The organism is Haloferax prahovense (genome assembly GCF_000723845.1).
Classification (GTDB): domain Archaea; phylum Halobacteriota; class Halobacteria; order Halobacteriales; family Haloferacaceae; genus Haloferax; species Haloferax prahovense.
Window position 1 is genome coordinate 1078551 of record NZ_LK053000.1, and the last position, 24990, is coordinate 1103540.

27 protein-coding genes are annotated in these 24990 nt (G+C 68.0%); 9 read left to right on the forward strand and 18 right to left on the reverse strand.

From position 1 onward, the window contains the following. Positions 1–58: 58 nt before the first annotated feature. Genes BN984_RS05250 through BN984_RS05275 form a run of 6 tightly spaced genes read right to left on the reverse strand, consistent with a single transcriptional unit; the run spans position 59 to position 4091 of the window. Positions 59–655 carry a HemK2/MTQ2 family protein methyltransferase gene (locus BN984_RS05250; protein WP_049967827.1) on the reverse strand — a complete coding sequence of 199 codons (597 nt, stop codon included), beginning with the start codon at positions 653–655 and terminating at the stop codon, positions 59–61. Continuing rightward, the gene (locus tag BN984_RS05255; protein WP_049967828.1) at positions 652–1878 is read right to left on the reverse strand and encodes a mechanosensitive ion channel family protein; all 1227 of its coding nucleotides are present in this window, start codon (positions 1876–1878) and stop codon (positions 652–654) included. The genes BN984_RS05250 and BN984_RS05255 overlap by 4 nt, the downstream gene beginning before the upstream one ends. 9 nt (positions 1879–1887) lie before the next feature. After that, positions 1888–2751, reverse strand: coding sequence for a 16S ribosomal RNA methyltransferase A (locus BN984_RS05260; RefSeq protein WP_008094997.1), 864 nt, complete (start codon positions 2749–2751; stop codon positions 1888–1890). A gap of 42 nt (positions 2752–2793) precedes the next feature. Then, positions 2794–3387 carry a DUF655 domain-containing protein gene (locus tag BN984_RS05265; RefSeq protein ID WP_004974581.1) on the reverse strand — a complete coding sequence of 198 codons (594 nt, stop codon included), beginning with the start codon at positions 3385–3387 and terminating at the stop codon, positions 2794–2796. A 53-nt stretch (positions 3388–3440) separates the two neighbouring features. Then, complete coding sequence (locus tag BN984_RS05270; RefSeq protein WP_004042989.1) at positions 3441–3797, reverse strand: RNA polymerase Rpb4 family protein; 357 nt, start codon at positions 3795–3797, stop codon at positions 3441–3443. Positions 3798–3800: 3 nt separating this feature from the next. Beyond that, positions 3801–4091 (reverse strand): 50S ribosomal protein L21e, encoded by a 291-nt coding sequence (locus BN984_RS05275; protein WP_004061361.1) that lies wholly within the window; start codon positions 4089–4091, stop codon positions 3801–3803. 123 nt (positions 4092–4214) lie between these two features. Between BN984_RS05275 and BN984_RS05280 the strand changes: the two genes are divergently transcribed. Together BN984_RS05280 and BN984_RS05285 are read left to right on the forward strand one after the other, a co-directional pair. Beyond that, the gene (locus tag BN984_RS05280) at positions 4215–5375 is read left to right on the forward strand and encodes a cystathionine gamma-synthase (protein WP_008094991.1); all 1161 of its coding nucleotides are present in this window, start codon (positions 4215–4217) and stop codon (positions 5373–5375) included. A gap of 119 nt (positions 5376–5494) precedes the next feature. Further along, positions 5495–5752: a hypothetical protein gene (locus BN984_RS05285; RefSeq protein ID WP_004974577.1), complete on the forward strand. Its 258-nt coding sequence runs from the start codon at positions 5495–5497 to the stop codon at positions 5750–5752. A 57-nt stretch (positions 5753–5809) separates the two neighbouring features. On the opposite strand, the gene BN984_RS05290 is transcribed toward BN984_RS05285, so the two are convergent. The 8 genes from BN984_RS05290 to BN984_RS05325 all read right to left on the reverse strand — a co-directional run bounded on the left by BN984_RS05290 (position 5810) and on the right by BN984_RS05325 (position 11800). Beyond that, positions 5810–6076, reverse strand: coding sequence for an elongation factor 1-beta (locus BN984_RS05290; protein ID WP_004969379.1), 267 nt, complete (start codon positions 6074–6076; stop codon positions 5810–5812). Between the two features lie 2 nt (positions 6077–6078). Then, positions 6079–6258, reverse strand: coding sequence for an HVO_2753 family zinc finger protein (locus BN984_RS05295; protein ID WP_004042997.1), 180 nt, complete (start codon positions 6256–6258; stop codon positions 6079–6081). Between the two features lie 83 nt (positions 6259–6341). Further along, positions 6342–7625 (reverse strand): tripartite tricarboxylate transporter permease, encoded by a 1284-nt coding sequence (locus tag BN984_RS05300; protein ID WP_049967829.1) that lies wholly within the window; start codon positions 7623–7625, stop codon positions 6342–6344. Between the two features lie 187 nt (positions 7626–7812). Then, positions 7813–8151 (reverse strand): 50S ribosomal protein P1, encoded by a 339-nt coding sequence (gene rpl12p / locus BN984_RS05305; protein ID WP_004974573.1) that lies wholly within the window; start codon positions 8149–8151, stop codon positions 7813–7815. Between the two features lie 21 nt (positions 8152–8172). Beyond that, a complete protein-coding gene (locus BN984_RS05310) occupies positions 8173–9219 on the reverse strand; it encodes a 50S ribosomal protein L10 (protein ID WP_049967830.1) in 1047 nt (348 codons plus the stop codon). Next, positions 9216–9854: a 50S ribosomal protein L1 gene (locus BN984_RS05315; protein WP_008094979.1), complete on the reverse strand. Its 639-nt coding sequence runs from the start codon at positions 9852–9854 to the stop codon at positions 9216–9218. The genes BN984_RS05310 and BN984_RS05315 overlap by 4 nt, the downstream gene beginning before the upstream one ends. A 305-nt stretch (positions 9855–10159) precedes the next feature. Then, a complete protein-coding gene (locus tag BN984_RS05320) occupies positions 10160–10639 on the reverse strand; it encodes a 50S ribosomal protein L11 (protein WP_008094977.1) in 480 nt (159 codons plus the stop codon). A gap of 96 nt (positions 10640–10735) precedes the next feature. Continuing rightward, complete coding sequence (locus BN984_RS05325; RefSeq protein WP_008094975.1) at positions 10736–11800, reverse strand: zinc-binding metallopeptidase family protein; 1065 nt, start codon at positions 11798–11800, stop codon at positions 10736–10738. A 150-nt stretch (positions 11801–11950) separates the two neighbouring features. Here BN984_RS05325 and BN984_RS05330 point away from each other — a divergent pair, with 150 nt between their 5' ends. The 3 genes from BN984_RS05330 to BN984_RS05340 all read left to right on the forward strand — a co-directional run bounded on the left by BN984_RS05330 (position 11951) and on the right by BN984_RS05340 (position 14201). Further along, complete coding sequence (locus tag BN984_RS05330; protein WP_049913569.1) at positions 11951–12286, forward strand: hypothetical protein; 336 nt, start codon at positions 11951–11953, stop codon at positions 12284–12286. Between the two features lie 107 nt (positions 12287–12393). Beyond that, positions 12394–13458, forward strand: coding sequence for a mevalonate kinase (mvk, locus tag BN984_RS05335; protein WP_049967831.1), 1065 nt, complete (start codon positions 12394–12396; stop codon positions 13456–13458). Further along, on the forward strand, positions 13455–14201 hold the full coding sequence (locus tag BN984_RS05340; protein ID WP_049967832.1) for an isopentenyl phosphate kinase: 747 nt from the start codon (positions 13455–13457) through the stop codon (positions 14199–14201). Before mvk ends, BN984_RS05340 begins: the two co-directional genes overlap by 4 nt. Before the next feature lie 12 nt (positions 14202–14213). Here BN984_RS05340 and BN984_RS05345 read toward each other — a convergent pair whose 3' ends face one another. Beyond that, positions 14214–14960 carry an MBL fold metallo-hydrolase gene (locus BN984_RS05345; RefSeq protein ID WP_008094966.1) on the reverse strand — a complete coding sequence of 249 codons (747 nt, stop codon included), beginning with the start codon at positions 14958–14960 and terminating at the stop codon, positions 14214–14216. 94 nt (positions 14961–15054) lie between these two features. Here BN984_RS05345 and BN984_RS05350 point away from each other — a divergent pair, with 94 nt between their 5' ends. Then, positions 15055–17820 carry an ATP-dependent helicase gene (locus BN984_RS05350; protein ID WP_049967833.1) on the forward strand — a complete coding sequence of 922 codons (2766 nt, stop codon included), beginning with the start codon at positions 15055–15057 and terminating at the stop codon, positions 17818–17820. 57 nt (positions 17821–17877) lie between these two features. Here the strand turns inward: BN984_RS05350 and BN984_RS05355 are convergent, their stop codons facing one another. Further along, on the reverse strand, positions 17878–20532 hold the full coding sequence (locus BN984_RS05355) for an AAA domain-containing protein (protein WP_049967834.1): 2655 nt from the start codon (positions 20530–20532) through the stop codon (positions 17878–17880). Positions 20533–20654: 122 nt separating this feature from the next. Here BN984_RS05355 and BN984_RS05360 point away from each other — a divergent pair, with 122 nt between their 5' ends. Then, a complete protein-coding gene (locus BN984_RS05360) occupies positions 20655–21230 on the forward strand; it encodes a hypothetical protein (RefSeq protein WP_049967835.1) in 576 nt (191 codons plus the stop codon). Between the two features lie 100 nt (positions 21231–21330). Beyond that, the gene (locus BN984_RS05365) at positions 21331–21558 is read left to right on the forward strand and encodes a hypothetical protein (RefSeq protein WP_008094962.1); all 228 of its coding nucleotides are present in this window, start codon (positions 21331–21333) and stop codon (positions 21556–21558) included. A 265-nt stretch (positions 21559–21823) separates the two neighbouring features. On the opposite strand, the gene BN984_RS05370 is transcribed toward BN984_RS05365, so the two are convergent. After that, complete coding sequence (locus tag BN984_RS05370; protein ID WP_008094961.1) at positions 21824–22786, reverse strand: zinc-dependent metalloprotease; 963 nt, start codon at positions 22784–22786, stop codon at positions 21824–21826. A gap of 109 nt (positions 22787–22895) precedes the next feature. On the opposite strand from BN984_RS05370, the gene BN984_RS05375 reads away from it, so the two are divergent. After that, on the forward strand, positions 22896–23714 hold the full coding sequence (locus tag BN984_RS05375; protein ID WP_008094960.1) for a VOC family protein: 819 nt from the start codon (positions 22896–22898) through the stop codon (positions 23712–23714). A gap of 47 nt (positions 23715–23761) precedes the next feature. On the opposite strand, the gene BN984_RS05380 is transcribed toward BN984_RS05375, so the two are convergent. Then, on the reverse strand, positions 23762–24922 hold the full coding sequence (locus BN984_RS05380) for an MBL fold metallo-hydrolase (protein ID WP_049967836.1): 1161 nt from the start codon (positions 24920–24922) through the stop codon (positions 23762–23764). Between the last annotated feature and the right edge of the window lie 68 nt (positions 24923–24990).

Genomic DNA, 24990 nt, shown 5'->3' on the forward strand with positions numbered 1-24990 from the left:
ACTCCTGGCTAAGAAATGACGGACTATAATATTTCCTGTATCAACATATGCGCATTGGTTATTCCAACGCGAGCACCGTGAGCGTCTCGTAGGGGTACGACTCCTGGACGACGACCTCGTGGCCGAAGCCGTTCGCCTCGGCGCGGGCGAGCACCTCGTCGTAGCCGGTGAAGCTACTCACGAGGAGGAAGACGGTCCCGCCGGGCTTGAGGACCCGGCCGACCGTGTCGAGGAATGGGTCGATGATTTCGCGGCCGTCCTCGCCGCCGGTGAGCGCGACTTCCATCCAGTCGTCGCGCGCGGCTTCGAGATCCTCGGGAAGGTACGGCGGGTTGAACGCCACCGCGTCGAAGACGTCGTCGCGGAACGGTTCGACGAGGCTCCCGCGAACGACCTCGAAGCCGCGGCCGCCCTCGGCGCGGATGGCTGCGGCCCGCTCGGCCGCCTGCCGGCAGGCGTGGGGGTTGAGGTCGCTCGCGACCACGTCGGCGTCGGTCTTCGTCGCGAGTTGTTCTGCGACCCAGCCCGAGCCGGTGCCGACTTCGAGGACGCGTCCCGAGACGCGCCCGACCGCGGCCTGCGCGAGCAGTCCAGAGTCCTCCGCGGGCTGATAGACCGAGGTGTTCATCCCGCGGCGCTCGGCGAGGTCGGTCATTCGTCGGCCTCCTTGGAACCAGTCGAGGCGCCGCCATCGTCGCCCTCGACGCCGCCGTCGGCTTCGGGGCTCGCTTCGGGCCGCGTATCGGTGAGGGGAATCGGCCCCGAGGGGTCGCGCTCGGACAGCGCGCGCTGCGGGAACGGGATGGTGATATCTTCCTCCGCGAACGCCTCGCGGACGGCCGAGATGGTCGCCGTGCGGGCGCGCCACCACCGGCGGGCGCTCGGGCGGTCTATCCACGGGCGAACCCCGAGGACGACCGCGGAGTCGTCGAACCGCTTGGCGACGACCTGCGGCTTCGGCACCGAGAGCACCTCGTCGAGGTCCTCCACCGCCGCCTGCGCCACGTCCGCGGCGTGGTCGATGTCGGTCTCGTAGTCGACGCCGACCTCGACGTCGAGGCGGAGTCGACCCTTTCGGCTCCGGTTGACGAGGCTCTCTGAACTCACCACGTCGTTCGGAATCATCACGAACTCGCCGTCGAACGTCTGGATGCGCGTGTTCACGACCGTGATTTCGGTGACGATGCCCTCGTGGTCGCCGACTTCGACCCAGTCGCCGATTTCGAACGGCCGGGAGAACATGATGACGAAGCCCGCGATGAGCGCGCCGAGAGTCTGTCTCGCGGCCATCCCGACCACGATACCGAGGAAGCCAGCGCCGACGAGGAAGCCGCCGAGGTCGGCCCGCCAGATACCGAGAATGACCGCGAGCGTGGCGAGGTAGGTCGTCACCTGCGCGATGCGGTAGATGATTTCGCGCTGGTGGTCGGAAATCTCCGGGCGCGTGCTCGCAATCTCGCCGATGAACCGACCGAGGACGCTCGTGAGGACGTACGCGCCGACGACGAACGCCGCCGACAGCGCGATGCGGACGAACGTCTGCCTGTTGAGGTCGTACTGCGTCGAAATCGTGCCGATGTCGCCCGACAGCGACCAGACCGCGAAGACGAACGCCCCGCCGCCGGCGACGACGACGAGTCGGAGCACCGTCACCGAGAGGTGCCACACTGGCATCGAGACGGCGTCGACCTCCTTGTCGTGGAGCCGCGCGCCGAGCCGCCAGACGGCGACGACGGCGACGGTCACGAGGAGGCTCGCGGCGACGCGGAGTTCGAACGTCGGGAACAGCGACGCGATGTCGAGAACCGTGTCGCTCTGGAGGGGCGTGCCGGTGGAAGCGAGACGAGAGAGGGTCACGGCGAGCGCGGGGCGTATCATGGAGTTAGGTTACCGGCCGACCGACGCGGCGAGTTCCGCGAGTTCGGCGAACTCCGCGGGAGCCATGTTGCCGGCGCGCTTTCGGAGCACGTCCTCGTCGGCCGCCTCGACGACCGCTTCGGGGTCCGACAGCCCGGAGATGTGCGCCGTGTTTCGGATGCCGTTTCTGATGGTCTTCCGTCGCTGGGTGAACAGCGCCTTCACGAAGTCGAGGAAGAACGCCTCGTCTTCGACCTCGTACTCCGGGTCGCGCGGCGTGATGCGGACGACGACGCTCTGGACCGCCGGCTTGGGGTCGAACGCCTCGCGGGGGACGTGCTCGCAGACCTCGACGTCGCCGTAGTGCTGGGTGCTCACCGAGAGGCGGCCGTACTCCGAGGTGCCCGACTCGGCGGCCATCCGCTCGCCGAACTCCTTTTGGAACATCAACACCAGCGGCTTCCCGCGGGGGAGCAACCGGAACGAAATCTCCGAGGAGATGCCGTACGGGAGGTTCGAGACGCACGCGGTGAACTCGGGCAGGTCGACCTCGAGCGCGTCGCCCTCGACGACGGTGAGCCGTCCCGCTTCGACCTCGTCGGCGAACTCGCGGCGCAGGTGCTCGGCGAACGTCCGGTCCTGTTCGACGACGGTCACGCGGTCGGCGACGCCGAGCAGTCGGTCCGTGAGGACGCCCGGTCCGCCGCCGATTTCGAGGACGTGCGAGCGGTCCGCGTCCTCGGGGAGGTACGTCGGGATGCGGTCGACGACGCGGTCGTCGACGAGGAAGTGCTGGTCGTGGTCCGGGTTCCCGCGAGCGCCCGCCCGCCGGATGAGGGCGTCCGGGTCGCGCGCGCCGGCCCCGCGGACCTGTTCGCTGCCGTCGCTCGTCATTGGGAGAGGTATCGTGCGGGAGCGGGTAAAAGTCCCGTTCCGCTACCGCCCGTCGCGTCCGACGAACGTCTTGTACTTCACGTCGTTGTCGCGGAGTTCGTCGAGGATGCGCTCGACGATGACCTCCTTCGGGCGGTGAAGCCCGGAGACTCGTTCTTCGAGGTCTTCGAACGACTCGAACGGTCCCTGCCGCTTACGCGATTCGAGAATCTTGTCGCGGAGCTTCTTCCCGATGCCGGGAAGCAAGTTGAGCTGGTGGAGCCGCAGTGTGATGGGCTGTGCGTCGTTGTAGAAGTCCACGAACCGCCGTTCGTCGGCCTCGACGATGTCCTCGACGACGTAGTCGACTTCGGCCGTCGCCGTGTTCGAGAGGTCGCCGTACGAGAGTTCTTCGACGGACTGAATCAGCTCGCGGTCGGCGACCGGTGAGACGACGAGCCGGTCGCCGATGCTCACGTCGGCGTCTTCGACGAGGGTCAACTCGAGGAGACGGAAATCGGACTCTCCGAGCGCGTACGCGATGGGTGCCGCGTCGAAGCGCCGTCGGTCGTCTCCTTGACGCCCGTGGCGGAGTACGTCGAGTACGACGACGTACTCGGTCGTGGCGTCGGCGTCACCGCTCTCCGTACGTGTCATGCCAGTAGTTACGGCGAGCCGATATTTAAATAGTTGGCCGCGCTGTCACGCGGTCAGACGTACTTCGCGACGACGTTGAGGATTTCGTCGAGTTCGTCGCCCGAGAGCGCGTAGCGCTGCTGGGCGAACACCGCGCGAAGTTCGTCGCGCGACTGCGGGAGGAGGTCCGCGATTTTGATGGCGGTCGGACCGTCGACCTTCTCGAGCTCGGCGAGCTCCTCGACGAGTTCGCGAGATTCCTCGGGGTCGAGGTGGGCGAACCGGTTGACGTGTTCTATCGCACGGGCCAGTTCGTAGCGCATCTCGCGCTCTTCGTCGGCGGCGCGTTCCGCCTCAACCTCGGCGAGCAGTTCCTTGACCTCGGAGGTCGTCAGATACTCCTCGTCGAGCTTTTCTTTGAAGATGGTCATCGCTTACTGCTGGGCGCGCAGGTGAGCGGGACGGACGATGACCGTCTTCTCTTTGCCGCCGTCGTTGATCTGGACCTTGAACGCGCGGCCCTGCTTCCCGGTGACTTCACCGGTGAGACCGTTGAAGCGCGGGTGGAAACGACCCTCGCGAACGCTCGGGTCGATGTTGAGGTGGACCTTCTGGCCCTCCTCGAATTCCGCGATAGCGCGCTGCGGCGGCGAAGTGCCGCGCTCGCGCGGCTTGTTCGAGAGCTTTCCTCGCGTCCCCTTCATCGGACCGTTGGAGCTCGGCATAGTCGTGAGAACGAATACTTGCGTCGCCATTATAAATTGCACGTTACGAACCGCGCGTGTGTGTCCCCCGCGTGGTCGCGCGGGAGGGACGGACTTAACCCGAGTCGGCGCGGCGCTTCTCGTATGTCCGAAGACGAGCGACGCATCGAGACGCGCGCCATCCACGCGGGACAGGAGCCCGACGAGGAGACGGGGGCGCTCATGACGCCCATCTACGCGAACTCGACGTACGCCCAAGACGGGCCGGGTGACCACCGCGGATACGAGTACTCCCGCACGGGGAACCCGACACGAACCGACCTCGAATCGAACCTCGCGGCGCTCGAACACGGCTCGCACGGCCGCGCCTTCTCCTCGGGGATGGGCGCGATAAACACCGTTCTCAACCTCCTCGAAGCGGGCGACCACGTCGTCGCCGGCAACGACGTCTACGGCGGCACCCACCGCATCTTCACGCAGGTCTACGAGAAGTACGACCTCGAGTTCGACTTCGTCGACACCACCGACCACGACGCCGTCCGCGACACCGTCCGCGACGGGACCGAACTCGTGTGGGTCGAGACGCCGACGAACCCGCTCATGCGCGTCAACGACATCGAGGCGCTCGCTGACATCGCCCACGAGGTCGACGCGCTGTGCGCCGTCGACAACACCTTCGCCACGCCGTATCTCCAGCGCCCGCTCGACCACGGCGCGGACATCGTCTCGCACTCGTTGACGAAGTACCTCGGGGGTCACTCCGACGTCGTCGGCGGCGCGCTCGTCACCGACGACGCGGAGTTAGACGAGGAGATAGCGTTCTACCAGAACTCCGTCGGCGCGACGCCATCGCCGTTCGACTGCTTCCTCGTCCTCCGCGGGACGAAGACGCTCCCGGTTCGAATGGACCGCCACTGCGACAACGCCCGCGAACTCGCCGCGTGGCTCGACGACCACGAGGCGGTCTCCGAGGTGTTCTACCCCGGTCTCGACTCGCACCCGCAGCACGACCTCGCGGCCGAGCAGATGGACGACTTCGGTGGGATGCTCTCGTTCGAACTCGACGGCTCGCTCGAACAGGCCTCGACCGTCGTCGAGGAGACCGAAGTGTTCACGCTCGCCGAGAGCCTCGGTGGCGTCGAGAGCCTCATCGAACAGCCCGCGGCGATGACCCACGCGGCCATCCCCCGCGAGGAGCGACTCGAAGCGGGTCTCACCGACGGCCTCGTCCGCGTCTCCGTCGGCATCGAGCACATCGACGACATGAAGACCGACCTGCAGCGGGCGTTCGACGCGGCGTTCTGAGGCGTCGAAGTCCGCTTCGACTCGTCTTCACGCGCTCTCGAGCGCCCTCGCGCACCGGCCGTTGTCGAAAGTTGAGAACGCGAGTAAGGGTTATTGAATAGCACGATGAATAATGAGGTATGTCCCAGGAGTCAGTCACCCTGAGCGCGGAGTCCGTACAGCGACAGAGCTACGCCGAACCGACCGACCGTGTGATGGTCGATTCCGACGACCACGAGGGGTCGAGCCACAGCGCCGAGCAGTTCGGTATCGGGCTGGCCATCGGCTTCCTTCTCGGCGGCGTCGCGGGCGTCATCGGCGACTCCCTGGCCATCGGCGTGATGCTCGGGCTCACGTTCGGCGTCGTCCTCGGCGTCTACTTCATGGAGCGCCGCTGACGGCGGTCGAACGCGGTCGCTCCGGGGACGGGACTTCGAAAAAGGTCGGTCGTCAGTTCAGATACGGCCGACGTTCTCGACGGAGACGCTCTCGACGCCTTCGACTTCGATGAACGCCTCTTCGACGGCCTCGGTGCCACCGGCGTCGTCGGGGACGATGACCGTCGGCAGGAGGGCGACGAGTCCGAACGCGACGTCGTCGCGTTCGAAGCCCTTGATTTTCGCACCCTCGGGCAGGGAGTCTTCGAGCGCGTCCTCGAGGTTGTCGAGGTCGAGCTCGGGGCTGTTCGGCATGACCTTGATTTTAGCAGCTACTTTTCCCATGATTATGGACCCATGAATCCGCAGTCGGGGCACTCGTAGAGGTTGCTCTGCTTGCGGCACTTGGAACAACGCGAAATCTCCTGGCCACAGTCGGGGCACTTGAACGTCGCCGCGCTCATGCCGGCGATGTTGATGCCACAGGACACACACTGGTGCGCGTGTCGCTGTTCGGACTCGCTCATACGCTCATAAACCGGCGCGCGACTTTTAACCGTTGTCTTTCCGGGTTCTGCTGGGGGAAATCCGTGCCCCGCGTGGACACGACTCATCCGATTATCAGCGGCCCCATGAGGACGCACATCAGGTGGACGCGCCGACAGCCGAACCGAACGGGGAGATGGCCGACAGCCCCGGCGACGGCGAGGACGACGACGCCGCCGACTCCGGCGAACGCCCACGAGAGCGCGACGAGGAGGGCGCAGACGGCGGTGACGAGTCGGCGCTGGTCGAGTCTCCCGACGACTGCGAGCGCCCGGTCGCCGACGACCGGCACCAACACCGCCCCGCAGAGCCCCGAGACGACCGTCACCGGCACCGCGAGACCGAGTCCGGTCGGGAGTTCCGCCTCCGTGAGCGCGACGAGTGCGCCCGTTCTGGGCGTCCCCAACCCGGCGAGTGCGAACAGCGCGAACACCGTCGTCGCCGTCGTGGCGGCGCTCGTCGCCGTGACGTAGGCCCGCGTCGATTCGTCGGGGTCGCGGCCGGGGAGCGCGGCCAGCGCGAGCGTCCCGGCGACGCCGGCGGAAACGCCCGTGAGGTAGCCGACGAACGCGCCCCCGCCGGTTCCCGCGGCGACGCTCCGCGCGACTGCCAGCGGCGACGTTGCGAGTGCGGCATCGTCCTGCGGTGGAACGCCCGCGCCGCGTCGCGCCGCCAAGAGGACCGGGACGCCGAACAGGCCGGCCAAGAGCGGGGCCAAGACGCCACCGACCGGAAGCGGCCCCCCGAACGGCCGGTCGAGGACCGCGAGGCCCAGCCCGGTCGAGGCGACGATGGTCACGCAGGCCGCCAGTTTGGCCCGCCGACTCGGTTCGGTCCAGACGAGCGCGGCGGCGACGGCGGCGAGCACCACCCACAGGTGGTCCCGGACGACGGGATAGCCCTCGACCAGTACCTCGGTGAGCGGCACCGCGACCGGCACCGCCAGACAGAGCGCCGCGCCGCTTCCGAGCGCCGACAGCCGAAGCGCCTCGCGCCCCCTCCCGCCGAGGACGAGTTTGTGCGCCGGGAGTGCGCCCGGCGCGAGCGCGGCGTCGGGTACGCCGAGCGTCAGCGCCGGCACCACGTCGAGGAAGGTGTGGACGGTCGACGCGGCGAGGACGGCGGCCGCGACGGCGACCGGCGGCCCGGGGAACTCGGACGCGACGCCGGCGAGGAGCAGCGCGAACGCGTTCGCGTGAAGGCCGGGAATGAGGCCCGAGCAGGTCCCGAGGCAGACGCCGACGACCACGCCGAGGAGGGCGGCGGTCGTCGGGTCGGTCGCGACGGGCGACGCGAGCGCCGCCGCTCGAGCGAACAGGGAGGCGACTGCCCCGCCGGTGAGGAACATCGCGCCGGAGTGGCTTCGGCTTTCGATATGAAGCTACGCGGTTGACGCCGACGCCGACACCGACTGCGCCGTGGCCCGCGTCCGAGTCGGCGAACACGCGACCAGAACTGCCGCTGGTGAGTTGCGTCGAAAGAAATCGGAGTTTCGAAGCGAGCGTCGCCGCGGATGCGGCTGAGTCTCGCGGGAGTTAGCCGAAGAGCGCGCCGAGGCCCTCGCCGTCGGCTTCTTCGTCGTCGTCGTCGTCGTCGCCGCCTTCGTCAGCGGCCTCTTCTTCGGCGTCTTCCTCGTCGTCGTCGTCAGCGGCCTCGACCTCGCCACCGGCGGAACCGCCCGCGGCGGGCGCGGGGGCAGCGGCGGCCGTCTCGATGGCCTCTTCGATGTCGACGTCCTCGAGCGCGGCGACGAGCGCCTTGACGCGGGACTCCTCGACATCGACACCGGCGGCCTCGAGGACCGCGGTGATGTTCTCTTCGTTGACCTCTTCGTCCGACTCGTTCAGGATGAGCGCAGCGTAGACGTATTCCATTGTTGTGTACCTTGTGTGTTGTTAGAACAGGGAGCCGAGGGCGTCGCCAGCGTCTTCGTCGTCGCCGTCGTCTTCGGCGGCGTCTTCGTCGGCGTCGGCGTCTGCCTCGTCGGCGTCCGCTGCTTCTTCGTCAGTCGATTCTTCTTCCTCGGCGGCACCCGTGTCAGCCGCGGACACGCCGCGGAGTTCCTCGGGGAGCGCCTCTTCGTCGTCGATGTTCGCCGCGAGCGCCCGAAGCTGGGCGTCCGCCTTCGAGATGAGCTCGGGCATGAAGTCCGGGCTCTCGATGTTGGCGAACAGACCGACTGCCTTGGCCTCGCTCGTCGCCTTGGCGATGAGCGTCGGCGCGGTCTGGGCGGTCGGGTAGACCGCGTTGACAGAGAGGTTCGTCGCGGCGGAGACGGCCGACTGGATGTCGGCGCGGTACTCGTCCACGTCGATGGCGAGTTCGTCGGGCTCGAACAGGACGCCTTCGGAGAAGACGCCGCGGAGGTCGAGACCGACCTCCTTGGGTTCGATGCCGAGCTCCGCCAGGACGTTTGCGAGTTCCTCGGAGACTTCCTCGCCCTCAGAGAGGACGTTGGAGTCTTCGGTCACCTTGATCGAGCCGTCCATGATGCGGGCGGACGCCCCGACCTGCTGGAGTTCGCCGACGAACGGACCCGGGTCGACACCGGTGTCACCCTCGGGGATGACGATGTCGTTCGGGGCGACTTCACCGGCGTTGATGGGCGCGGGCGTCTTCGACGCCTCGAGCTCCTTGAACAGGGCGAACGGGTTGTCGTTCGTGCCGATGAGGGCGACCTGCCCGGCGATGTACTCCTTGAGGTCCTCGAAGCCGTCATCGACTTCGTCGAGCGCGCGGTTCACGAGCGTGTTGCGGCTCATGCGCACCGCGGCCGAGCCGTGAAGCTCGCGGCGCATGGCCTGGAGCTGGCGGCTCGGGATGCCCGCGACGCCGACGACGCCGACGGATTCGTAGGATTCGATGAAGTCGACGAGCTCGTCGACCTCTTCACGCTTCCACTGCGGAATGACCTCGGTCTGCCGCACCTCGGACTCGCTCATTCGGGCACCTCCACGGACGGCCCCATCGTCGTCTTCACGTAGACGGAGTCGATGTTGAGCGGGCCCTTTTCGAGCGTCGCTTCGAGACGACGGACGATGACGTCGATGTTCTCCGCGATTTCGTCGGGCGTCATGTCGTCTGCGCCGACGCGCGTGTGGAACGTGCGACGGTCGCGCGAGCGGAGCTGCACCGTGTTCTTCATCCGGTTCACCGTCTCGACGACGTCGTCGTCGGGCTGAAGCGGGGTCGGCATCTTACCACGGGGACCGAGCACGGTACCGAGGTAGCGACCGATGTCCTGCATCAGTCCAGCCTCGGCAACGAAGAAGTCGGTCTCGTCGGCAAGGTCTTTCGCCGCATCGGTGTCGTCGCCGAAGTCTTCGAGCTCATCGGGCCCGAGAACTTCGTCGGCGGCATCCTCTGCGCGGAGCGCGGTTTCACCGGTCGCGAACACCACAATCTGGGTGTCCTGGCCGGTGCCAGACGGGAGCACGATGCTCTCGTCGACACGCTTCGACGGGTCGTTAAGATCTAAGTCTCGCAAGTTCACGGCGAGGTCAACCGTTTCGCGGAAGTTCCGCCCAGGTGCCTCGTCGAGTGCGCGAGAGACTGCGTCAACTATTGTGTCTGCCATTATTCACCTCCGTAGTACGCAGGATTGCTCCTACGGGTCAGTGAAACAGGCTACTGCCTGCCTCGTCCGGCAGGACGAGTAGGCTCAACTTAAGTCCGTCGAACTACGGGAGCCGAAACCCCCGAATTCGGGGGTTTCGCGTGCCACAGCCACACATGCGGGCTGGCGAGCACGCGGGCGATGCGAGGTCATCGACGGTCGGGCCGCTCCGGGCCGAGTCGGGTCTGTGGAGAGAAGAAAGCGGGCCGAGTCGACTCGGCCCGACGGAAAGGGCGGTTCGAACCGCCGAGACGGTTCCGAGACGATTACTCGTCGTCGAAGTGGTCGTCGAAGTCGCCGCCGTCGATGCGCTGCTTGAACGTGCGGGCGTCTTCGCCCTCGATGGTGACGCCGAGGGACGCACACGTCCCGGCGACTTCCTTCGAGGCGTTCTTGAGGTCGTACGAGAGCAGGTCAGAGGATTTCTGCTCTGCGACCTTCTTCAGCTGTTCGATGGACATGTCGGCGACGAAGTTCTCCTGGGGTTCGCCGCTGCCGGTGTCGAATCCGACTTCGTCCTTGATGAGCGCCGCCGTCGGCGGGACGCCGACTTCGATGCTGAACGAGCCGTCGTCGTCGTACTCGACGGTGACGGGGACTTCCATGCCGTCGAAGGCAGCCGTCTGGTCGTTGATGTCGTTGACGACGTCCTGGACGTCGACAGGGGTCGGGCCGAGTTCCGGGCCGAGCGGCGGACCGGGGTTCGCCTTCCCGCCGGGAACGAGTACTTCGATAGTTCCAGCCATACGTGGAAACACCGTGTGGCGACTTTTAACGGTTTTCTTTCGCCCGGAGACGTGTGCGACAACTACGCACAGCGCGCGGGGCCGACGTGCGCCCGTCTACAGTTCGACGCCGAACGAGTCCACGTCGCCCGCGAGCGCGGCCATCGACCCGAGCAGTTCGGCCACGTCGTCGAGGTCGCTCGTGGAGACCACTTCGACGGGCGTGTGCATGTAGCGGTTCGGGATGCCGATGTTGAGCGACGGGATGCCGGAGCGACTCGTGTAGAAGGCGTCGGCGTCGGTGCCCGTGCGGATGCCGGCGGCCTGTAACTGCACGCCGATGTCGGCGTCTTTGGCCGCGTCGCGGGCGAGTGAGACGACGGTGGGGTGGTTCGCGCTCCCGCGGGAGACGACCGGCCCCTCGCCGAGTTCGACCGGGCCCTTGCGCTTGCCGGGCACGTCGGGGTTGTCCGTCGCGTGGGTCACGTCGACGGCGACCATCGCGTCGGGGTCGAGGTCGTAGCCGACCATCTTCGCGCCCTGCACGCCGACTTCCTCCTGAACCGTGCTGACGGCGTACACCGTCGCGTCCACGTCGGCCTCGACGGCGGCGCGGAGGCCCTCCGCGGCCGACCACGTGCCGACGCGGTTGTCCATCCCGTTGGCGGCGACGCGGTCGCCCGCGAGGTCGCGGACCCGCGCTTCGACCGTCACTGGGTCGCCGACCTCGACGTGGTCTTTCGCGTCGCCCTTGCTCGTCGCGCCGATGTCGACGAACTGCTCTTCGAGGTCGTCGTACTCCTCGCTTCCCACGTCGCGGAGGTGGATGGCGGTCTGGCCGATGACGCCGGCCACGTCGCCGTCGTCGCCGTGGACCGTCACGTGCTGGCCCTTCGAGACGGTGCGGTCCGCGCCGCCGATGGGACCGATGCGGACGAAGCCGTCGTCGTCGATGTCGCGGACGATGTAGCCGATTTGGTCCGCGTGGCCGGTGAAGGCGATTTCGGGGCCCTCGCCGGTGCCTTCGTGGACCGCGACGGCGTTGCCGTAGTCGTCGACCGTCACGTCGTCGGCGAACTGCGAGACGTAGTCCACCCACACGCGCTGGCCGGCGACTTCGTAGCCGGACGGACTGGGTGTGGTGAGCAGGTCTTCGAGGAAGGCGCGTCGGTCGTCGTCCATACGAGACGTTGACGAGCGGCGAAACAAGAACACAGCGAATCAAGCACACCCCACCGGGAGTCACCGCGGGTCGAGGTCCTCGCGTCTCACGGCGACCCGCGTCGTCCCGTCGCCACAAGGCATATCCATCTTGTGAGCGTACTGATGGGTATGGCCGACTTCACCCTCTTCGAGGTCCACCTGCACGACGGCTTCGAGTTCAGCCCGACCAACAGCGCGCCGCTCCTCTCCAAGCGCGGCGGCGACGAGGCGGCGGCACTCGAAGCCGAGGACGAATCGTACGACGACTACGACGCGGAACTCGACGCCGACGAGACCGACGAATCCGAGTCGAGCGGCGGCCCCGGTATGGCGCTGCTCGTCGGGTTCGTCCTCCTCGTCGGCATCGCCGCGGCGGTCCGCTACATCCGCGGCGGCGGCGGCGACCTCGACGAACTGGCCGACCTCGACGACGAGGAGCGCGACGAAGTCGAAATCGACGCCTGAGCCGGCGGCTCCGAACACCTTTTTCCGCGACCGTTCCCACCGACGACCACCGCCGGGTTCGACCGCGGTCGGATACCCTTAAGCGAATCCCGTAGCAACTCCGGGGTATGACCGTTTCGAGCGCTCCCGGCAAGGTGTACCTGTTCGGGGAGCACGCAGTCGTCTACGGCGAACCGGCGGTCCCCTGCGCGGTCGAGCGCCGGGCGACCGTCACCGTCGCCGCCCGCGACGACGACCACGTCCGCGTCCGCGCCGAGGACCTGAGTCTCAACGGCTTCACCGTCGAGTACCGCGGCTCGACCGGCGACCGGCCCGACGTGGACGTTCCGGCACCGCTCGTGGAGGCCGCGATGGGCTACATCGACGCCGCGGTCGACCAGGCCCGCGAGGCCGCCGACGCGCCCGACGCCGGCTTCGACATCACCGTCGAAAGCGATATCCCGCTCGGGGCCGGCCTCGGCTCCTCCGCGGCGGTCGTCGTCGCCGGCATCGACGCCGCGACCCGCGAACTCGGCGTCGAACTCGAACCCCGCGAAATCGCAGAACGCGCCTACCGCGCCGAACACGAGGTCCAGGACGGACAGGCCTCCCGCGCCGATACCTTCTGTTCCGCGATGGGCGGGGCCGTCCGCGTCGAGGGCGACGACTGCCGAACCATCGACGCGCCGCCGCTCCCGTTCGTCATCGGCTTCGACGGCGGTGCGGGCGACACCGGTGCGCTCGTCTCCGGCGTCCGCGCGCTCCGCGAGGAGTACGACTTCGCCGCCGACACGGTCTCGACCGTCGGCGACATCGTCCGCCGGGGCGAGGAACTGCTGGCCGAGTCGGACCCCGACGCCGACGAGCCGCCCGAGGAGCTCCTCTCGGAGCTCGGCCGCTTCATGAACTTCAACCACGGCCTGCTCGAAGCCCTCGGCGTCTCCTCGCGCTCGCTCGACTCGATGGTGTGGGCCGCCCGCGAGGCCGGCGCGTACGGCGCGAAACTGACCGGCGCGGGTGGCGGCGGCTGTATCGTCTCTCTCGACCCGACGCCCGAGACCCAGACCGCGCTCCGATTCACCCCCGGTTGCGAGGACGCCTTCCGCGCCGAACTCGCCACCGAGGGCGTCAGAGTCGAGGTCTCGCCCGAAGCGGACGCCGAGCGCGACGGAGACGGGGAGGACTCGGCGTGAGCCTCGTCGTCCTCAAACTCGGTGGGAGCGTCGTCACCGACAAGGACGAACCGGAGACGGTGGACGAGGCGGGGCTGGCGGCCGCGGCGGACGCAGTCGCGACCCTCGCTGCGTCGGGCCGCGTCGTCGTCGTCCACGGCGGCGGGAGCTTCGGCCACCACCACGCCGCCGAACACGGCGTCTCCTCGGGCTCCGGAACCCGCGACGCCGGCGGGGTCCGCGCCATCCACGACGCGATGAAGCGCCTCAACGACGCCGTCCTCGACGCCCTCGCCGACCGCAGCGTCTCGGCCCTGCCGGTCCACCCGCTTTCGGTCGGCGCGCGCGAGGCCGACGGCTCGCTATCGCTTCCCCTCGCGGCGACCGAGACGATGCTCGACGAGGGCTTCGTCCCGGTCCTCCACGGTGATGTCATCGCGCACGCGGGCAAGGGCGCGACTATCGTCAGCGGCGACGACCTCGTGGTGTCGCTCGCGTCCGGACTCGGCGCGGACCGCGTCGGACTCTGTTCGACCGTCCCCGGCGTCCTCGACGCCGACGGCGACGTGATTCCCGAGATTACGGCGTTCGCGGACGCGGCCGACGCGCTCGGCGGGTCGGAGTCGACCGACGTGACCGGCGGGATGGCCGCGAAGGTCAGAAAACTGCTCGCGCTCGGCGCGCCGGCGCACGTCTTCGGCCCCGAGGGGCTGTCGGCGTTCGTCGCCGGCGAGTCGCCCGGGACCGTCATCCGCGGAGAGTAATCGGACTCGAACTCAGAGTTCGACGACCAAGCCGTCTTTTGCGACCCGGACCTCGCCGTCGAACTGTTCGCTCACGCTCGCCCGGAGGTCGTCGGTGACGCGGTCGGCGTGCGGGTAGAGGTGCGTCAGGTAGACCGAATCGATGTCACAGCCGGCGAGCGCCTCGCCAACCTGCGACGGCGTCGGATGGTTCGACACGTCCACGTCGTCGGGGAACGAGCAGTCGTGCGCGAGGACGCTCGCGCCGTCGGCGAAGTCGCCGAGGGCGGAGAACGCCTCGGTGTCCCCCGAGAAGACGAAGTCGGCCTCGCCCCGCTCGTTGCTGAAGCGGTAGGCGAGCGTCGGCATCGAGTGGCGGACCTCGAACCCCATCACGTCGAAGCCGGCGACGCCGAACTCGGTCGGCCCGACCTCCCGAATCTGCACGTCGAGGCGTCCCTTTAGGTAGTCGTGAACGTCGAACAGCCCCTCGACGAGGTCCTCGGTCCCTTCCGGGCCGACGATTTCGAGGCGGTCCTGTCCGGCGAGCCACCGGGCCTTTACGAGCGCCATCAGGTCCGACACGTGGTCGAGGTGGTGGTGCGTGAGGAGGACAGACGAGACGCCCTCGTAGCCGACCTCCGTCTCCGCGAGTCGGGCGAGGACGCCCGACCCGCAGTCCACGAGGAGGGCGTTGCTGTCCGATTCGAGGAGGAGCCCGGTCTGGGCGCGGCCGGTGACGGGCATCGCACTACCGGTGCCGAGGAACGTGACGCGCATGCGCCGAGATACCACGGCGGCGGCGTTAGTCCTTGCGCCCGCTGGCTCGGCCGCGGGCACAACCCTCATACCCGCGCAGGCTAACCCCGAGGTAATGACCCGGCGCGGCCGCTCGCTTCTCGCGTCGAGAGGCGGCGACTACGAGTTCGACCCCGAGTCGGTGACGGTCGCCGACGAGGACGTACTCGACCTGTTGGAGCCCGCCGTCCAGGAGTGGTGGGTCGACCGGTTCGGGGAGTTCGTCCCCGGCAACGGCGGCTTTTTCACTCCGCCCCAGCGCGGGGCCATCCCGCGCATCCACGACGGCGACAACGCCCTCATCTGCGCGCCGACGGGGTCGGGAAAGACGCTCGCCTCCTTCACGGCCATCATCAACGAGCTGTTCCGCCGGGAGCGCGAGTCGCCTGACGGCCTCGACAACTCGGTGTACTGCCTCTACGTCTCGCCGCTGAAGTCGCTCGCCAACGACATCCACCGGAATCTGACCGAGCCGTTAGAGGGTATCGCCGACATCGTCGCCGACCGCGGGGAGACGGTGGATATCAGACACGCCATCCGCCACGGCGACACCTCCTCGGCGGACCGCCAGAAGATGCTCTCGGAGACGCCGCACATACTCAACACGACGCCCGAGACGCTGGCAATTCTGCTCAACTCGCCGAAGTTCAAAGAGAAGCTCCGAACCGTCGAGTACGTCGTCGTCGACGAGATTCACAGCCTCGCGGAGAACAAACGCGGCACCCATCTGTCGGTGTCGTTAGAGCGACTGGAGGACCTGGCCGAGTCGTCGCCGACGCGCATCGGCTGTTCGGCCACCGTCGAGCCCCTCGACACGGTCGCGGAGTTCCTCGTCGGCCGCGAGGACGGCGAGAACGGCGAGCCCCGCGACTACGAACTCGTCGACACGCGGTTCGTCCGCGACTTCGACGTGCAACTGGAGTGTCCGACCGACGACCTGATTCGGACGCCCCGAAGCGAGGTCCAGAGCCGATTTTACGACCGCCTGCACGACCTCGTCGCCTCGCACACGAACACGCTCGTGTTCACCAACACGCGGTCGGGCGCGGAGCGCGTCCTCCACAACCTCCGCGAGGGATTCGACGACATCGACGAATCGAACTCGGGTTGTCACCACGGGAGCCTCTCGAAAGAGCGCAGACAGGAGATAGAGTCGAAGCTAAAGGCCGGCGAGCTGCGCGTGGTCACCACCTCCACGAGCCTCGAACTCGGCATCGACATGCCCCACATCGACCTCGTGGTACAGGTCGGCTCTCCCAAATCCGTCGCCGCGCTCCTCCAGCGGGTCGGCCGCGCGGGCCACCAGCTCGGCCAGACGGTCGAGGGTCGCGTCATCGCTCTCGACAGGGACGAACTCGTCGAGTGCGCGGTGATGCTCTCGAAGGCCGAGTCGGGCTTCGTCGACCGGGTGTTCATCCCCGAGAACGCCTTCGACGTGGCCGCCCAGCAGGTGTACGGGATGGCCATCAACGCGATTCGCCCCGAGTCGGAACTGCGCGAGACGCTCCGGCGGGCCTACCCGTATCGGAACTTCTCGGACGACGACTTCGAGCGCCTGTTCCGCTATCTCACCGCCGACTACGACGGCCTCGAAGACAAGAACGTCTACGCGAAAATCTGGCGCGACACCAACGACCCGCCGGACGGCGAGCACCACTACGAGGAGTACCCCGTCGGCGAGCACCTCATCGGCAAACGCGGTCGGATGGCCCGCGTCATCTACATGACCAACATCGGCACGATTCCGGACTCCTTTACCTGCGACGTGTTGGTCCGCGGGGCCGACCAGTGGGTCGGCACGCTCGACGAGGGCTACCTCGACACGCTGGAGAAAGGCGACGTGTTCGTCCTCGGCGGCGACCACTTCGCGTACCGCTACCGCCGCGGGTCGAAGGTGTACGTCGACCGCACCACACAGCGCCCGACGGTTCCCTCGTGGTTCTCCGAACGCCTGCCGCTTTCGTACGACCTCGGCCGCGAACTCGCCGCGTTTCAGGCCGACCTCGTGGACCGACTCGACGCCGGCGGCGCGCCCGCCGTCAGGTCGTGGCTCCGGGAGTTCCCGCTCGACGAGAACAGCGTCCGCGCCGTCACGCGGATGTTCGACGAGCAGGTCAGATACGCCGGTCCCGAGAGCGTGGCGACCCCCGACAGACTCGTCGTCGAGACCGAACTCGACCGCGACACCTACCGCCGGCACTTCTACGTCCACTGCACCTACGGCCGGCGGTTCAACGACGGCCTCTCGCGGCTCCTCGCGTACCACGCGGCCCGCCGGACGAACGCGAACGTGCAGGTCGCGGTCGCCGACAACGGCTTTTCGCTCTCGATGCCGCTCAACCGCAAAGTCGACCTTGCGGGCGTCCTCCGCGACCTGACGCCCGAGGAAGTCGAGGACGACCTGCGGGCCGCCCTCGACGGGACCGACCTCCTGAAACGCTACTTCCGAATCAACGCGACGCGCTCGCTCATGATTCTCAAGCGCTACAAGGGCTACGAGAAGTCCGCCGCCCAACAGCAGGTCTCCTCGGAGATGCTGCTGTCGTTCGCGCAGGACCTCGACGAGTTCGCCGTGATGGAAGAGACCTACCGCGAGCTTCTCGAAGACAAACTGAACCTCGCCGCCATCGAGGACGCGGTTGCGGCGATTCGGGCGGGCGACGTAGACGTGGTCGGCCACCAGGTCTCGTCGCCGACGCCCCGGGCGTTCGGCCTCGCCACGCTGACCGCGAGCGACGTGGTCCTCGCCGAAGACGAGAGCGCGGCGCTCCGGGAGTTCCACGAGCGCGTCAAGGCCGAAATCGGCGACGACGAGGCGGACCTCGGCATCGACGTGGACTGACGGGGTCCGGGTACGAGGCCGGGGCCGGGGCAGAGACCGGGGTCGCGGGCGAGCGTCCTACCGCCGCGCCCACGCGAGCATCCGGTCGTAGAACGGGTCGGATTCGAGCGCGTCGGCGTCGCCGACGAGACACAGCGCCTTTTTCGCCCGCGTCAGCGCGACGTTGATGCGGCGGTGGTCCTCGAACAGCGGGCCGTCCAAGTCGCCGGTGGCGACGAAGGAGACGACGATGACCTCCTTCGAGGAGCCCTGGAACCGGTCGACCGTGTCGACGGTCGCGTCGGTTCTCCGGGAGATTTCTGCGACCTGCGCCCGGAACGGCGCGATGACGCCAATGTCGTCGGTATCGACGCCGGCGGCCTCGTAGGCGGCGACGACCTCGGCCACGCGGTCGGCTTCGATGGGATTCGTGTTGCCGACGCGCCGGCCGTCGGGGTCGACGAAGGCGACTTGGTCCGCGAGTTCGGCGGGGAGGTCCGCGGTGTCGACGCCGAGGTCGCGGAGGTGCTGAGACGCGACAGCGCCCGTGGCCGGGCGGAGCGCGCCGTCGTAGAACTCCTTGGAGGCAAAGGCCTGAATCCGTTGGGACATGCGGTACTGCCGGTCGAGCATGACCGAGGCGTCGGGATACGTCTCGATGAGTCGCTGGAACAGCGATTTCTGGAGGTCGTTTTCGGCGCGGACGACCGGCGGAAGCTGTTTGTGGTCGCCGACGAGGACGAACCGGTCGGCGAGGTTGACGGCGGCGAGCGTCCCCGGTTCGGTTATCTGTGACGCCTCGTCGACGAGCGCCGCGTCGAACGACTGCTCGCGCATCACGCGCGACCCGCAGGAGGCGGTGGTCGCGGCGACGACCGGCGCGTCGTGGAGAGCGGCGGCGAGCGCGTTCGGGTCGCCGCTCCGCGAGAGCCGAATGTCCTGCATGTCCTCGCGGACGCCCGATTCGGTTCCGACACGAACAATATCCTCGAACCCCTGGTCGCGCAGAGCTTCGAGGGCGTTGTCAACCGCGCGGTTCGTAAAGGCCGAAAGCAAGACGCGGTTGCCGTCCTCGACGAGCGCGCGGATGGTCCGGGCGATGGTGTAGGTCTTGCCCGTCCCCGGCGGCCCGTGGATGAGCGCGAGGTCGTCGGCGTCGACCGCGAGGCGCACCGCGTCGTCCTGCGCGTCGTTGTTGTCGATGAACGTGCGGCCGACAGACCGGTCCGAGAACCCGGGGTCGCGGCGGCCGAACAGCACGTCTTTCCGGGCGGGCGACCCCTTGAGCACCGCGTCGTGGAGCGCGGTGAGCAGGCGGTCGACGGTGAGTTCGGAGGGGTACACGTCGAGGCGGCGGAGCGGGACGGGTTCGTCGGTCGTGACGACCACCTCGTCGCCGAGTTCGACGATGCGCGCGAGTTCGGCGTGCCCCTCGACGGGGTGGCCGTCGCTGGCGAGCGCCACGTCGCCGGCGCGGAGCTTCGACACCGCGTCGTCGGTCTGCTTCGCCCGGAGTTCCCACGTGCCGTCGGGGCGCTCGGTCTGGCCGATGGGTTCGAGGCCGATGAGCGCCCGGTCGTCGTCGGCGCGCTCCTCGGCGCTCTGGTCCCAGAGCTTTCGGTATTCGTTGTGGACCGCCCGGCGCTCTTCTTCGACGGCGCGGTAGAAGCGGTCGAAGTAGTCGCGTTCGTCCTCGGGGACCGGGTTCCCGATTGCGCCGGCTTTCGACTCCTGGTCGAGTCTGCCGGAGACGACCATGCAGGTGTCCTTCTCGAAGCAGTACTCGCACTTCGAGTTCACCTCGTAGCCGGTCGGCACCGACGCGTCGTGTTCCATCGCCGCGATTTCGTTGCGGGTGCGGACGACGAACTCGAGGAGGCCGCGGCCGATGGAGAAGTCCTTCGCCGGCGAGAGGTCGCCAGACTCCTCGGTGCGGTCGAGCGTCGTGTTCTTGGTGTAGAGGAGCGTCCCCGTGTCGACCGGGACGCCCCGCTCTTCGAGGATGAGCGCGTAGGAGGCGGCCTGAATCTTGTCCTGAAACCGCGGGTCGCGGTTGAGGTTCTTGCCGGTCTTGAGTTCGACGGGCGACCCCCGGCGGAGGGCGTCGGCGCGGCCCTTGATGCCGAACGTCGGCGAGATGAGCGTGTACTCGGAGCGCCACTCGTCTTCGTCGGTGAGGACGCCCTGCGAGAGCCAGCCCTCGATGGCGGCGGCGTTGCGGCGGACCTCGTCCGCGACCTCGTCGACCTCGCGGCCGAGCAAGCCGAGTTCGAGGCCGCGCTCGTCGATGCGCTCGTCGATGGACGAGTCGAGGTCGCGGCCGCGGAGCAGGTCGCCGAACACGTCGTGGACGATGGTCCCTTTCACCACCGGGTAGTTCAGCGGGATACCCGAGAGCTTGTTCAGGTAGTACATCCGCGAGCACTGCACCCACGAGCGGATGTCGGTCACGTCGACGAGGAAGTCGGGTTCGACGACGACGAACGACTCCGAGCCGGTCGAATAGGTCGTCTCGCCGCGGTACTCGGACTCCTCGGCGTCGGTGACGAGCAGGTCCATCCCCGGTTCGGCGTGTTCGGCGGCGTGGGTCCACTTCCCCCAGAGGGTGACGGTCACGGGGTCTCCGGTCCCGCGCTCGGGGCGGAGCGTCACCTCCGCCAGCGAGCGCTCGCCGTACTTCGTTTCGACGTCACGCGGCTCGCCGACCTCGACGAGCGGACCGCGAAGGTTCACGTCCGAACCGTCGGTGAGGCGCGGCCAAATAGCCGTCGGTGGGGTGTGAGCCCCGCGGCGGTTCGCGTGCGTGACTCTCCCCGACCGTCACGTTCTTTCTCTCTCGCATGGTACGCCCACCCATGCGCGTCAGAGATTGGCAGGACATCCTCTCGGAGGTCGTCGAAGACGGCCGTGGCCGCGACCCCGACGCGTGGCGGGCCGTCGCGGGCACCCGGCGACGGAGCCTCGGTGAGGACCTCTTTCTCGCCCACCCGAACGCCGGTGTCTACCAACTGAAGACGTACGCGAAGAACCCCTACGAGGTCCGCGGCGTCGGCGCTCGCGTCGCCCGTCGCATCGACGACGACCTCGACCCGCTGTTCCCGCGCCGGCGCGGCGACGACGGCGAGAACGACGCCGGCCGGTTCGCCGTCCAGCAACCGCCCGAAGACGAGTCGCAGGCTGAATCGATGGCGCGGCGACTCGAAGAGACCGTGAAAGTCCACGCCGACACGCCGACCACCGCCGACGACTTCTTCACCGACGTGATGGAGGCGCTCGAAAGCCCGGCGTTCGGCCCGATGGACTACGAGTTCGACGCCCGGCCCGACCGCCTCGACGACCTCGCAGACGAGTTCGCCGACGCTGACGAACTGCTGTCCACGGACCTCGACGACCTCATCGAGTCCGACGGCGTCGACCGCGGGTTCCAGTGAGACACCGGTTTCAAACCCTCCCAACCCAATGGACTGCTATGGACGATAGATTCCGCGCGCGGCCGCGAAAACCGCCCCACGGCGCGATTTCGGAGGAACGATGGTCGGTTCCAGCATGAGCGACGAGGAGACGCGGCTCGCCAACAACCGAATCAAAATCGGATTCGTTCTGTTGGTCGGCGTGTCGGCCGGCCTCGTCGCCGTCCAAGCCGGAGCGACACTCGTTCAGAGCGCAATCGCGCTCCTCGCCGGCCTGGCCGTCGGCGGGGTCCTCACGTGGTATCTGGGCCGCTGGGCCAAGGAGTTCACCGCGGTGAACCGACGCTAGACGTATCGTCTGTTGTGAAATTCGAACACAAACACATATTTCAGATTAAACGTGTGGCATCGAATCGCAGAGTATATAGCTGTCCTCTGAGGACAGATTCTTGCCGGTAACCAGGGCAGGGGCAATGACCTGGTTATTCACCGGATAGCGCTGTGGGGCACCGGAATTGGGCCTCTGATGCAACACGGCGACCTACCCAAGGTACGTGCGCGACCCGAGCACGGCTCGGGCATCGGGTACGCGTGCCGATGGAGTTGCAGTCTCTTCAGGGCGACACCCGCGCGATCCATCGCTCGGGCGCGTCCAATTCGGCGTCGGTCGGTAAGTTCTCCGGATGGTCCCACACTCGCGAAGCGGCCGCGACGCCGCGTTCGTCGGCGACGTGCTCGAAGAACCGAGCGCCGCGTTCGTACTGCCGGCGCTTGAGGCCGAGTCCGAGGAGCCGACGCGCGAGCTTCGCGACGGGACCGCCGCCCTGTCGTCGCTCGTCGAGCTTCCGGCGGAGGTCCTCGTAGTCGTCGTCGAACGCCCGGTCCATCAGCAGTTCCGCGTAGCCCTCGACGGCGGTCATCGCCGTGTCGAGTTCGCGGAACGCGTTGCGGTCGATGTCGCCTTCGACGAGCGCGTCGACGCCGCGTTGCATCCGCGATTCGAGGTGCGTCGAGAGCCACGGGGCCGCGCCGAACTCCGCGGCGTGGGACACCTCGTGGAAGGCGATCCAGCGGCGGAACCGCGGGTAGTCCACGTCGAGGCTGTCGGCGACCCGGCGGATGTTCGGGTGGACGAAGTACAGGCCGTGGTCGTCGTCGCCCTCGGCGAGGAGCAGCGGGTCGTACTGCCCGAGGACGTTGTTCCCGAGGAACGAGAGGACGAAGGCGAACGAGCCGGTGTTGACGGCGCGGGTGACACCGGGAAGGAGCGCCGGGCCGTGTTCCTCGAACGGGACCATCACCCGTCGGAACGTCGCCACGTTCGCGTCTATCCAGTGGTGTCGGTTCTGGACTTCGACGACTTCGGGCACGTCGAACTCCACCTCGGCGACGGTCGAAAGGCGGTCGCGCGCGTCGCGAACGTCCGCGGCGTACCCCGCTCGCTCCGCCTCCGAGAGGTCGAGCGAGCCGGGGTCGGTCGCGGCTTTCGCGGCCTCGGCGACGGCGTCCCAGTCGATGGTGCCGGAGCCGGTCGCCGAAGCGTCCGCGACCGCTTTGACGCTCCGAAAGAGGTTCATACGGTATCGTGGCGGGCCGGACGCAAAACGCTTCGGTCGGGGAAACGAACCCTCAGACTCCCAGACAGAACGCCCCTAAACACTATACCGAGTCTGACGTGGGGAGCGTATGGACCGAACCATCGACCACGTCGCGTTCGGTGGTACCGAGCTGTACGAACTCCGAGCGGCCGCGAACGAAGTCGGCCTCACCCCAACCTACGGCGGCGAACACGGGACCGGAACGACTCACATGGCCGTCGTCCCGTTCCCCGACGGGTCGTACCTCGAACTCATCGCGCCGACGCTCGGAACCGACGCGGCGGACGCCGGATTCTGGCCAGCCCACCTCGCGGCCGACGCCGGCCCCGCATCGTGGTGTCTGGAGACCGACGACGCCGCCGCCACCGCCAAAAGCGCCATCGACGCCGGCCTCCCCGTCGATGGCCCGCACGAGGCCTCTCGCGCTCGGCCGGACGGCCGCCTCGTCGAGTGGGACATGAGCTTCGAGGGTGCAGACCAGCGACTCCCCTTCTTCATCCGCGACCGCACCCCGCGGAGCTACCGCGTCCCGAAAGCCGCACGAAACGCCGCCGTCCGCGGACTCCACACCGTCGTCGTCGCCACCCGCGACCGCGAGGCGACCGCGGCGCTGTTCGCCCGGCGGCACCGCTACCCTTCGCCGGTCGACATCAACGGGCCGTTCTCCGAGTTCGCCGTCCTTCCCGGCACGCCGCTCGCCCTGTGCGAACCCGGCGGCGGCGCGCTCGAAGCGCGCATCGACGAGGTCGGCGAGGGACCGTGCGCGTTTCTCGTCGGCGTCACCGACCTCGACCGGGCGCGGAACTCGCTGTCGCTCGGCCCCGAGATTCGCTACAGCGACCGCCACATGGCGTGGTTCGACCACGACCTGTTCGAGGGGCGACTGGGCGTGGTGGAACTCCCCTGAATCGGCCCGAATCGCCCTGAATCGCGAGTCGAGGTCTGACGGTCGGCTCAGGCGGCGCAGTTGTTCGGTCCGAGTTCGAGTTCAGTCGCCTCCTCCTCGTCGCCGACCGAGGCCCGCCCGGTGTTGATGGCGATGACGCGCTCGTAGTTCGCGGGCTTTTCGGGCGTATCTCCGGCCACCCGGTCGACGAACGCCGACTCGTCCATCGACAGCAAGTCGAGTTCCCCGCGCAGGTCGCCGAGCGTCGCGCTCACGAGTTTGCCCGGCGCGGCGACGCCGTAGCGCCCGTCCGCCCCGACTGAGACGTGCCCGGGGAGGACGCGCGTCTCGTCGGGAAGCGACAACAGCGTGTCGTGGAGCGTCTCGTAGAGGAGTTCCGCGCCCGTCGCCGCGTCGGCGTCGCCGAACTGGAGCTCCGTCCGGCCGACCGACTCGACGAACAGCGTGTCGCCGGTGAGGAGGAGCCGACCGTCGACGAGGTAGTTCGTCATGTCCGAGGTGTGGCCCGGCGCGTGAATCGCCTCGATGTCGTAGTCACCGACGCTCAGCGTCTCGCCGTCGTCGAGCGCGGTGAACTCGTATGCAACGTCGCGGTCCGCCGCCTCCGAACCGAGGTAGTACGGTACGCCGAGTCGGTCGGCGAGGGTCCGACCGCCCGAGACGTGGTCGGCGTGGACGTGCGTGTCGAGCACACCCGAGACCGTCATGCCGGCGTCGGCGGCGACGAGTTCGAACTCGTGGACCTGCCGGGTCGCGTCCACGACGACCGCCTCGCGGGCCGACCGCGAGCCGACGACGTAGCCGAGACAGCCCTTCGCGCGCCGCTGGACCTGCGCGACGAACAGGTCGTCGTCGCCGGTGTCGAGTTCGACCACCTCGTACAGCTTGCTCCAGTCCTCCATGCCGCCTTTGACGACCTCAACCTCGTCGTAGCCCCGCGCCGCGAGTTCGAACCCGAACGACGTAGAGGACAGCCCCTTCCCGCAGATGGCGACGACCGGTCCTTCCTCGGCGAGGTCGTCGACGCGATCCCAATCCCAGTCGCCGCCGAGTCCGTCGGCGGGGTGGAAGGGAACGTTAACCGAGCCCTCGATATGCCACGACTCGAAGCTCTCGGGCGGTCGCGTGTCGACCACGGTGAACGAGTCGCCCGCGTCTACCCGGTCAGCGAGTTCGCTCACGGTGAGCTGGTGGAGGAGTTTACTCATGTGGTTAGCTATGGGAACGACGCACAAAACCGTTTGCGGCGGGCGCGATGCGCACGGCTCTCGGGTCG

Coding starts and splice junctions, on each gene's coding strand:
- BN984_RS05250 (WP_049967827.1), bottom strand. CDS start 655: ATGACCGACCTCGCCGAGCGCCGCGGGATGAACACCTCGGTCTATCAG.
- BN984_RS05255 (WP_049967828.1), bottom strand. CDS start 1,878: ATGATACGCCCCGCGCTCGCCGTGACCCTCTCTCGTCTCGCTTCCACC.
- BN984_RS05260 (WP_008094997.1), bottom strand. CDS start 2,751: ATGACGAGCGACGGCAGCGAACAGGTCCGCGGGGCCGGCGCGCGCGAC.
- BN984_RS05265 (WP_004974581.1), bottom strand. CDS start 3,387: ATGACACGTACGGAGAGCGGTGACGCCGACGCCACGACCGAGTACGTC.
- BN984_RS05270 (WP_004042989.1), bottom strand. CDS start 3,797: ATGACCATCTTCAAAGAAAAGCTCGACGAGGAGTATCTGACGACCTCC.
- BN984_RS05275 (WP_004061361.1), bottom strand. CDS start 4,091: ATGCCGAGCTCCAACGGTCCGATGAAGGGGACGCGAGGAAAGCTCTCG.
- BN984_RS05280 (WP_008094991.1), top strand. CDS start 4,215: ATGTCCGAAGACGAGCGACGCATCGAGACGCGCGCCATCCACGCGGGA.
- BN984_RS05285 (WP_004974577.1), top strand. CDS start 5,495: ATGTCCCAGGAGTCAGTCACCCTGAGCGCGGAGTCCGTACAGCGACAG.
- BN984_RS05290 (WP_004969379.1), bottom strand. CDS start 6,076: ATGGGAAAAGTAGCTGCTAAAATCAAGGTCATGCCGAACAGCCCCGAG.
- BN984_RS05295 (WP_004042997.1), bottom strand. CDS start 6,258: ATGAGCGAGTCCGAACAGCGACACGCGCACCAGTGTGTGTCCTGTGGC.
- BN984_RS05300 (WP_049967829.1), bottom strand. CDS start 7,625: ATGTTCCTCACCGGCGGGGCAGTCGCCTCCCTGTTCGCTCGAGCGGCG.
- rpl12p (WP_004974573.1), bottom strand. CDS start 8,151: ATGGAATACGTCTACGCTGCGCTCATCCTGAACGAGTCGGACGAAGAG.
- BN984_RS05310 (WP_049967830.1), bottom strand. CDS start 9,219: ATGAGCGAGTCCGAGGTGCGGCAGACCGAGGTCATTCCGCAGTGGAAG.
- BN984_RS05315 (WP_008094979.1), bottom strand. CDS start 9,854: ATGGCAGACACAATAGTTGACGCAGTCTCTCGCGCACTCGACGAGGCA.
- BN984_RS05320 (WP_008094977.1), bottom strand. CDS start 10,639: ATGGCTGGAACTATCGAAGTACTCGTTCCCGGCGGGAAGGCGAACCCC.
- BN984_RS05325 (WP_008094975.1), bottom strand. CDS start 11,800: ATGGACGACGACCGACGCGCCTTCCTCGAAGACCTGCTCACCACACCC.
- BN984_RS05330 (WP_049913569.1), top strand. CDS start 11,951: ATGGCCGACTTCACCCTCTTCGAGGTCCACCTGCACGACGGCTTCGAG.
- mvk (WP_049967831.1), top strand. CDS start 12,394: ATGACCGTTTCGAGCGCTCCCGGCAAGGTGTACCTGTTCGGGGAGCAC.
- BN984_RS05345 (WP_008094966.1), bottom strand. CDS start 14,960: ATGCGCGTCACGTTCCTCGGCACCGGTAGTGCGATGCCCGTCACCGGC.
- BN984_RS05350 (WP_049967833.1), top strand. CDS start 15,055: ATGACCCGGCGCGGCCGCTCGCTTCTCGCGTCGAGAGGCGGCGACTAC.
- BN984_RS05360 (WP_049967835.1), top strand. CDS start 20,655: ATGCGCGTCAGAGATTGGCAGGACATCCTCTCGGAGGTCGTCGAAGAC.
- BN984_RS05365 (WP_008094962.1), top strand. CDS start 21,331: ATGGTCGGTTCCAGCATGAGCGACGAGGAGACGCGGCTCGCCAACAAC.
- BN984_RS05370 (WP_008094961.1), bottom strand. CDS start 22,786: ATGAACCTCTTTCGGAGCGTCAAAGCGGTCGCGGACGCTTCGGCGACC.
- BN984_RS05375 (WP_008094960.1), top strand. CDS start 22,896: ATGGACCGAACCATCGACCACGTCGCGTTCGGTGGTACCGAGCTGTAC.
- BN984_RS05380 (WP_049967836.1), bottom strand. CDS start 24,922: ATGAGTAAACTCCTCCACCAGCTCACCGTGAGCGAACTCGCTGACCGG.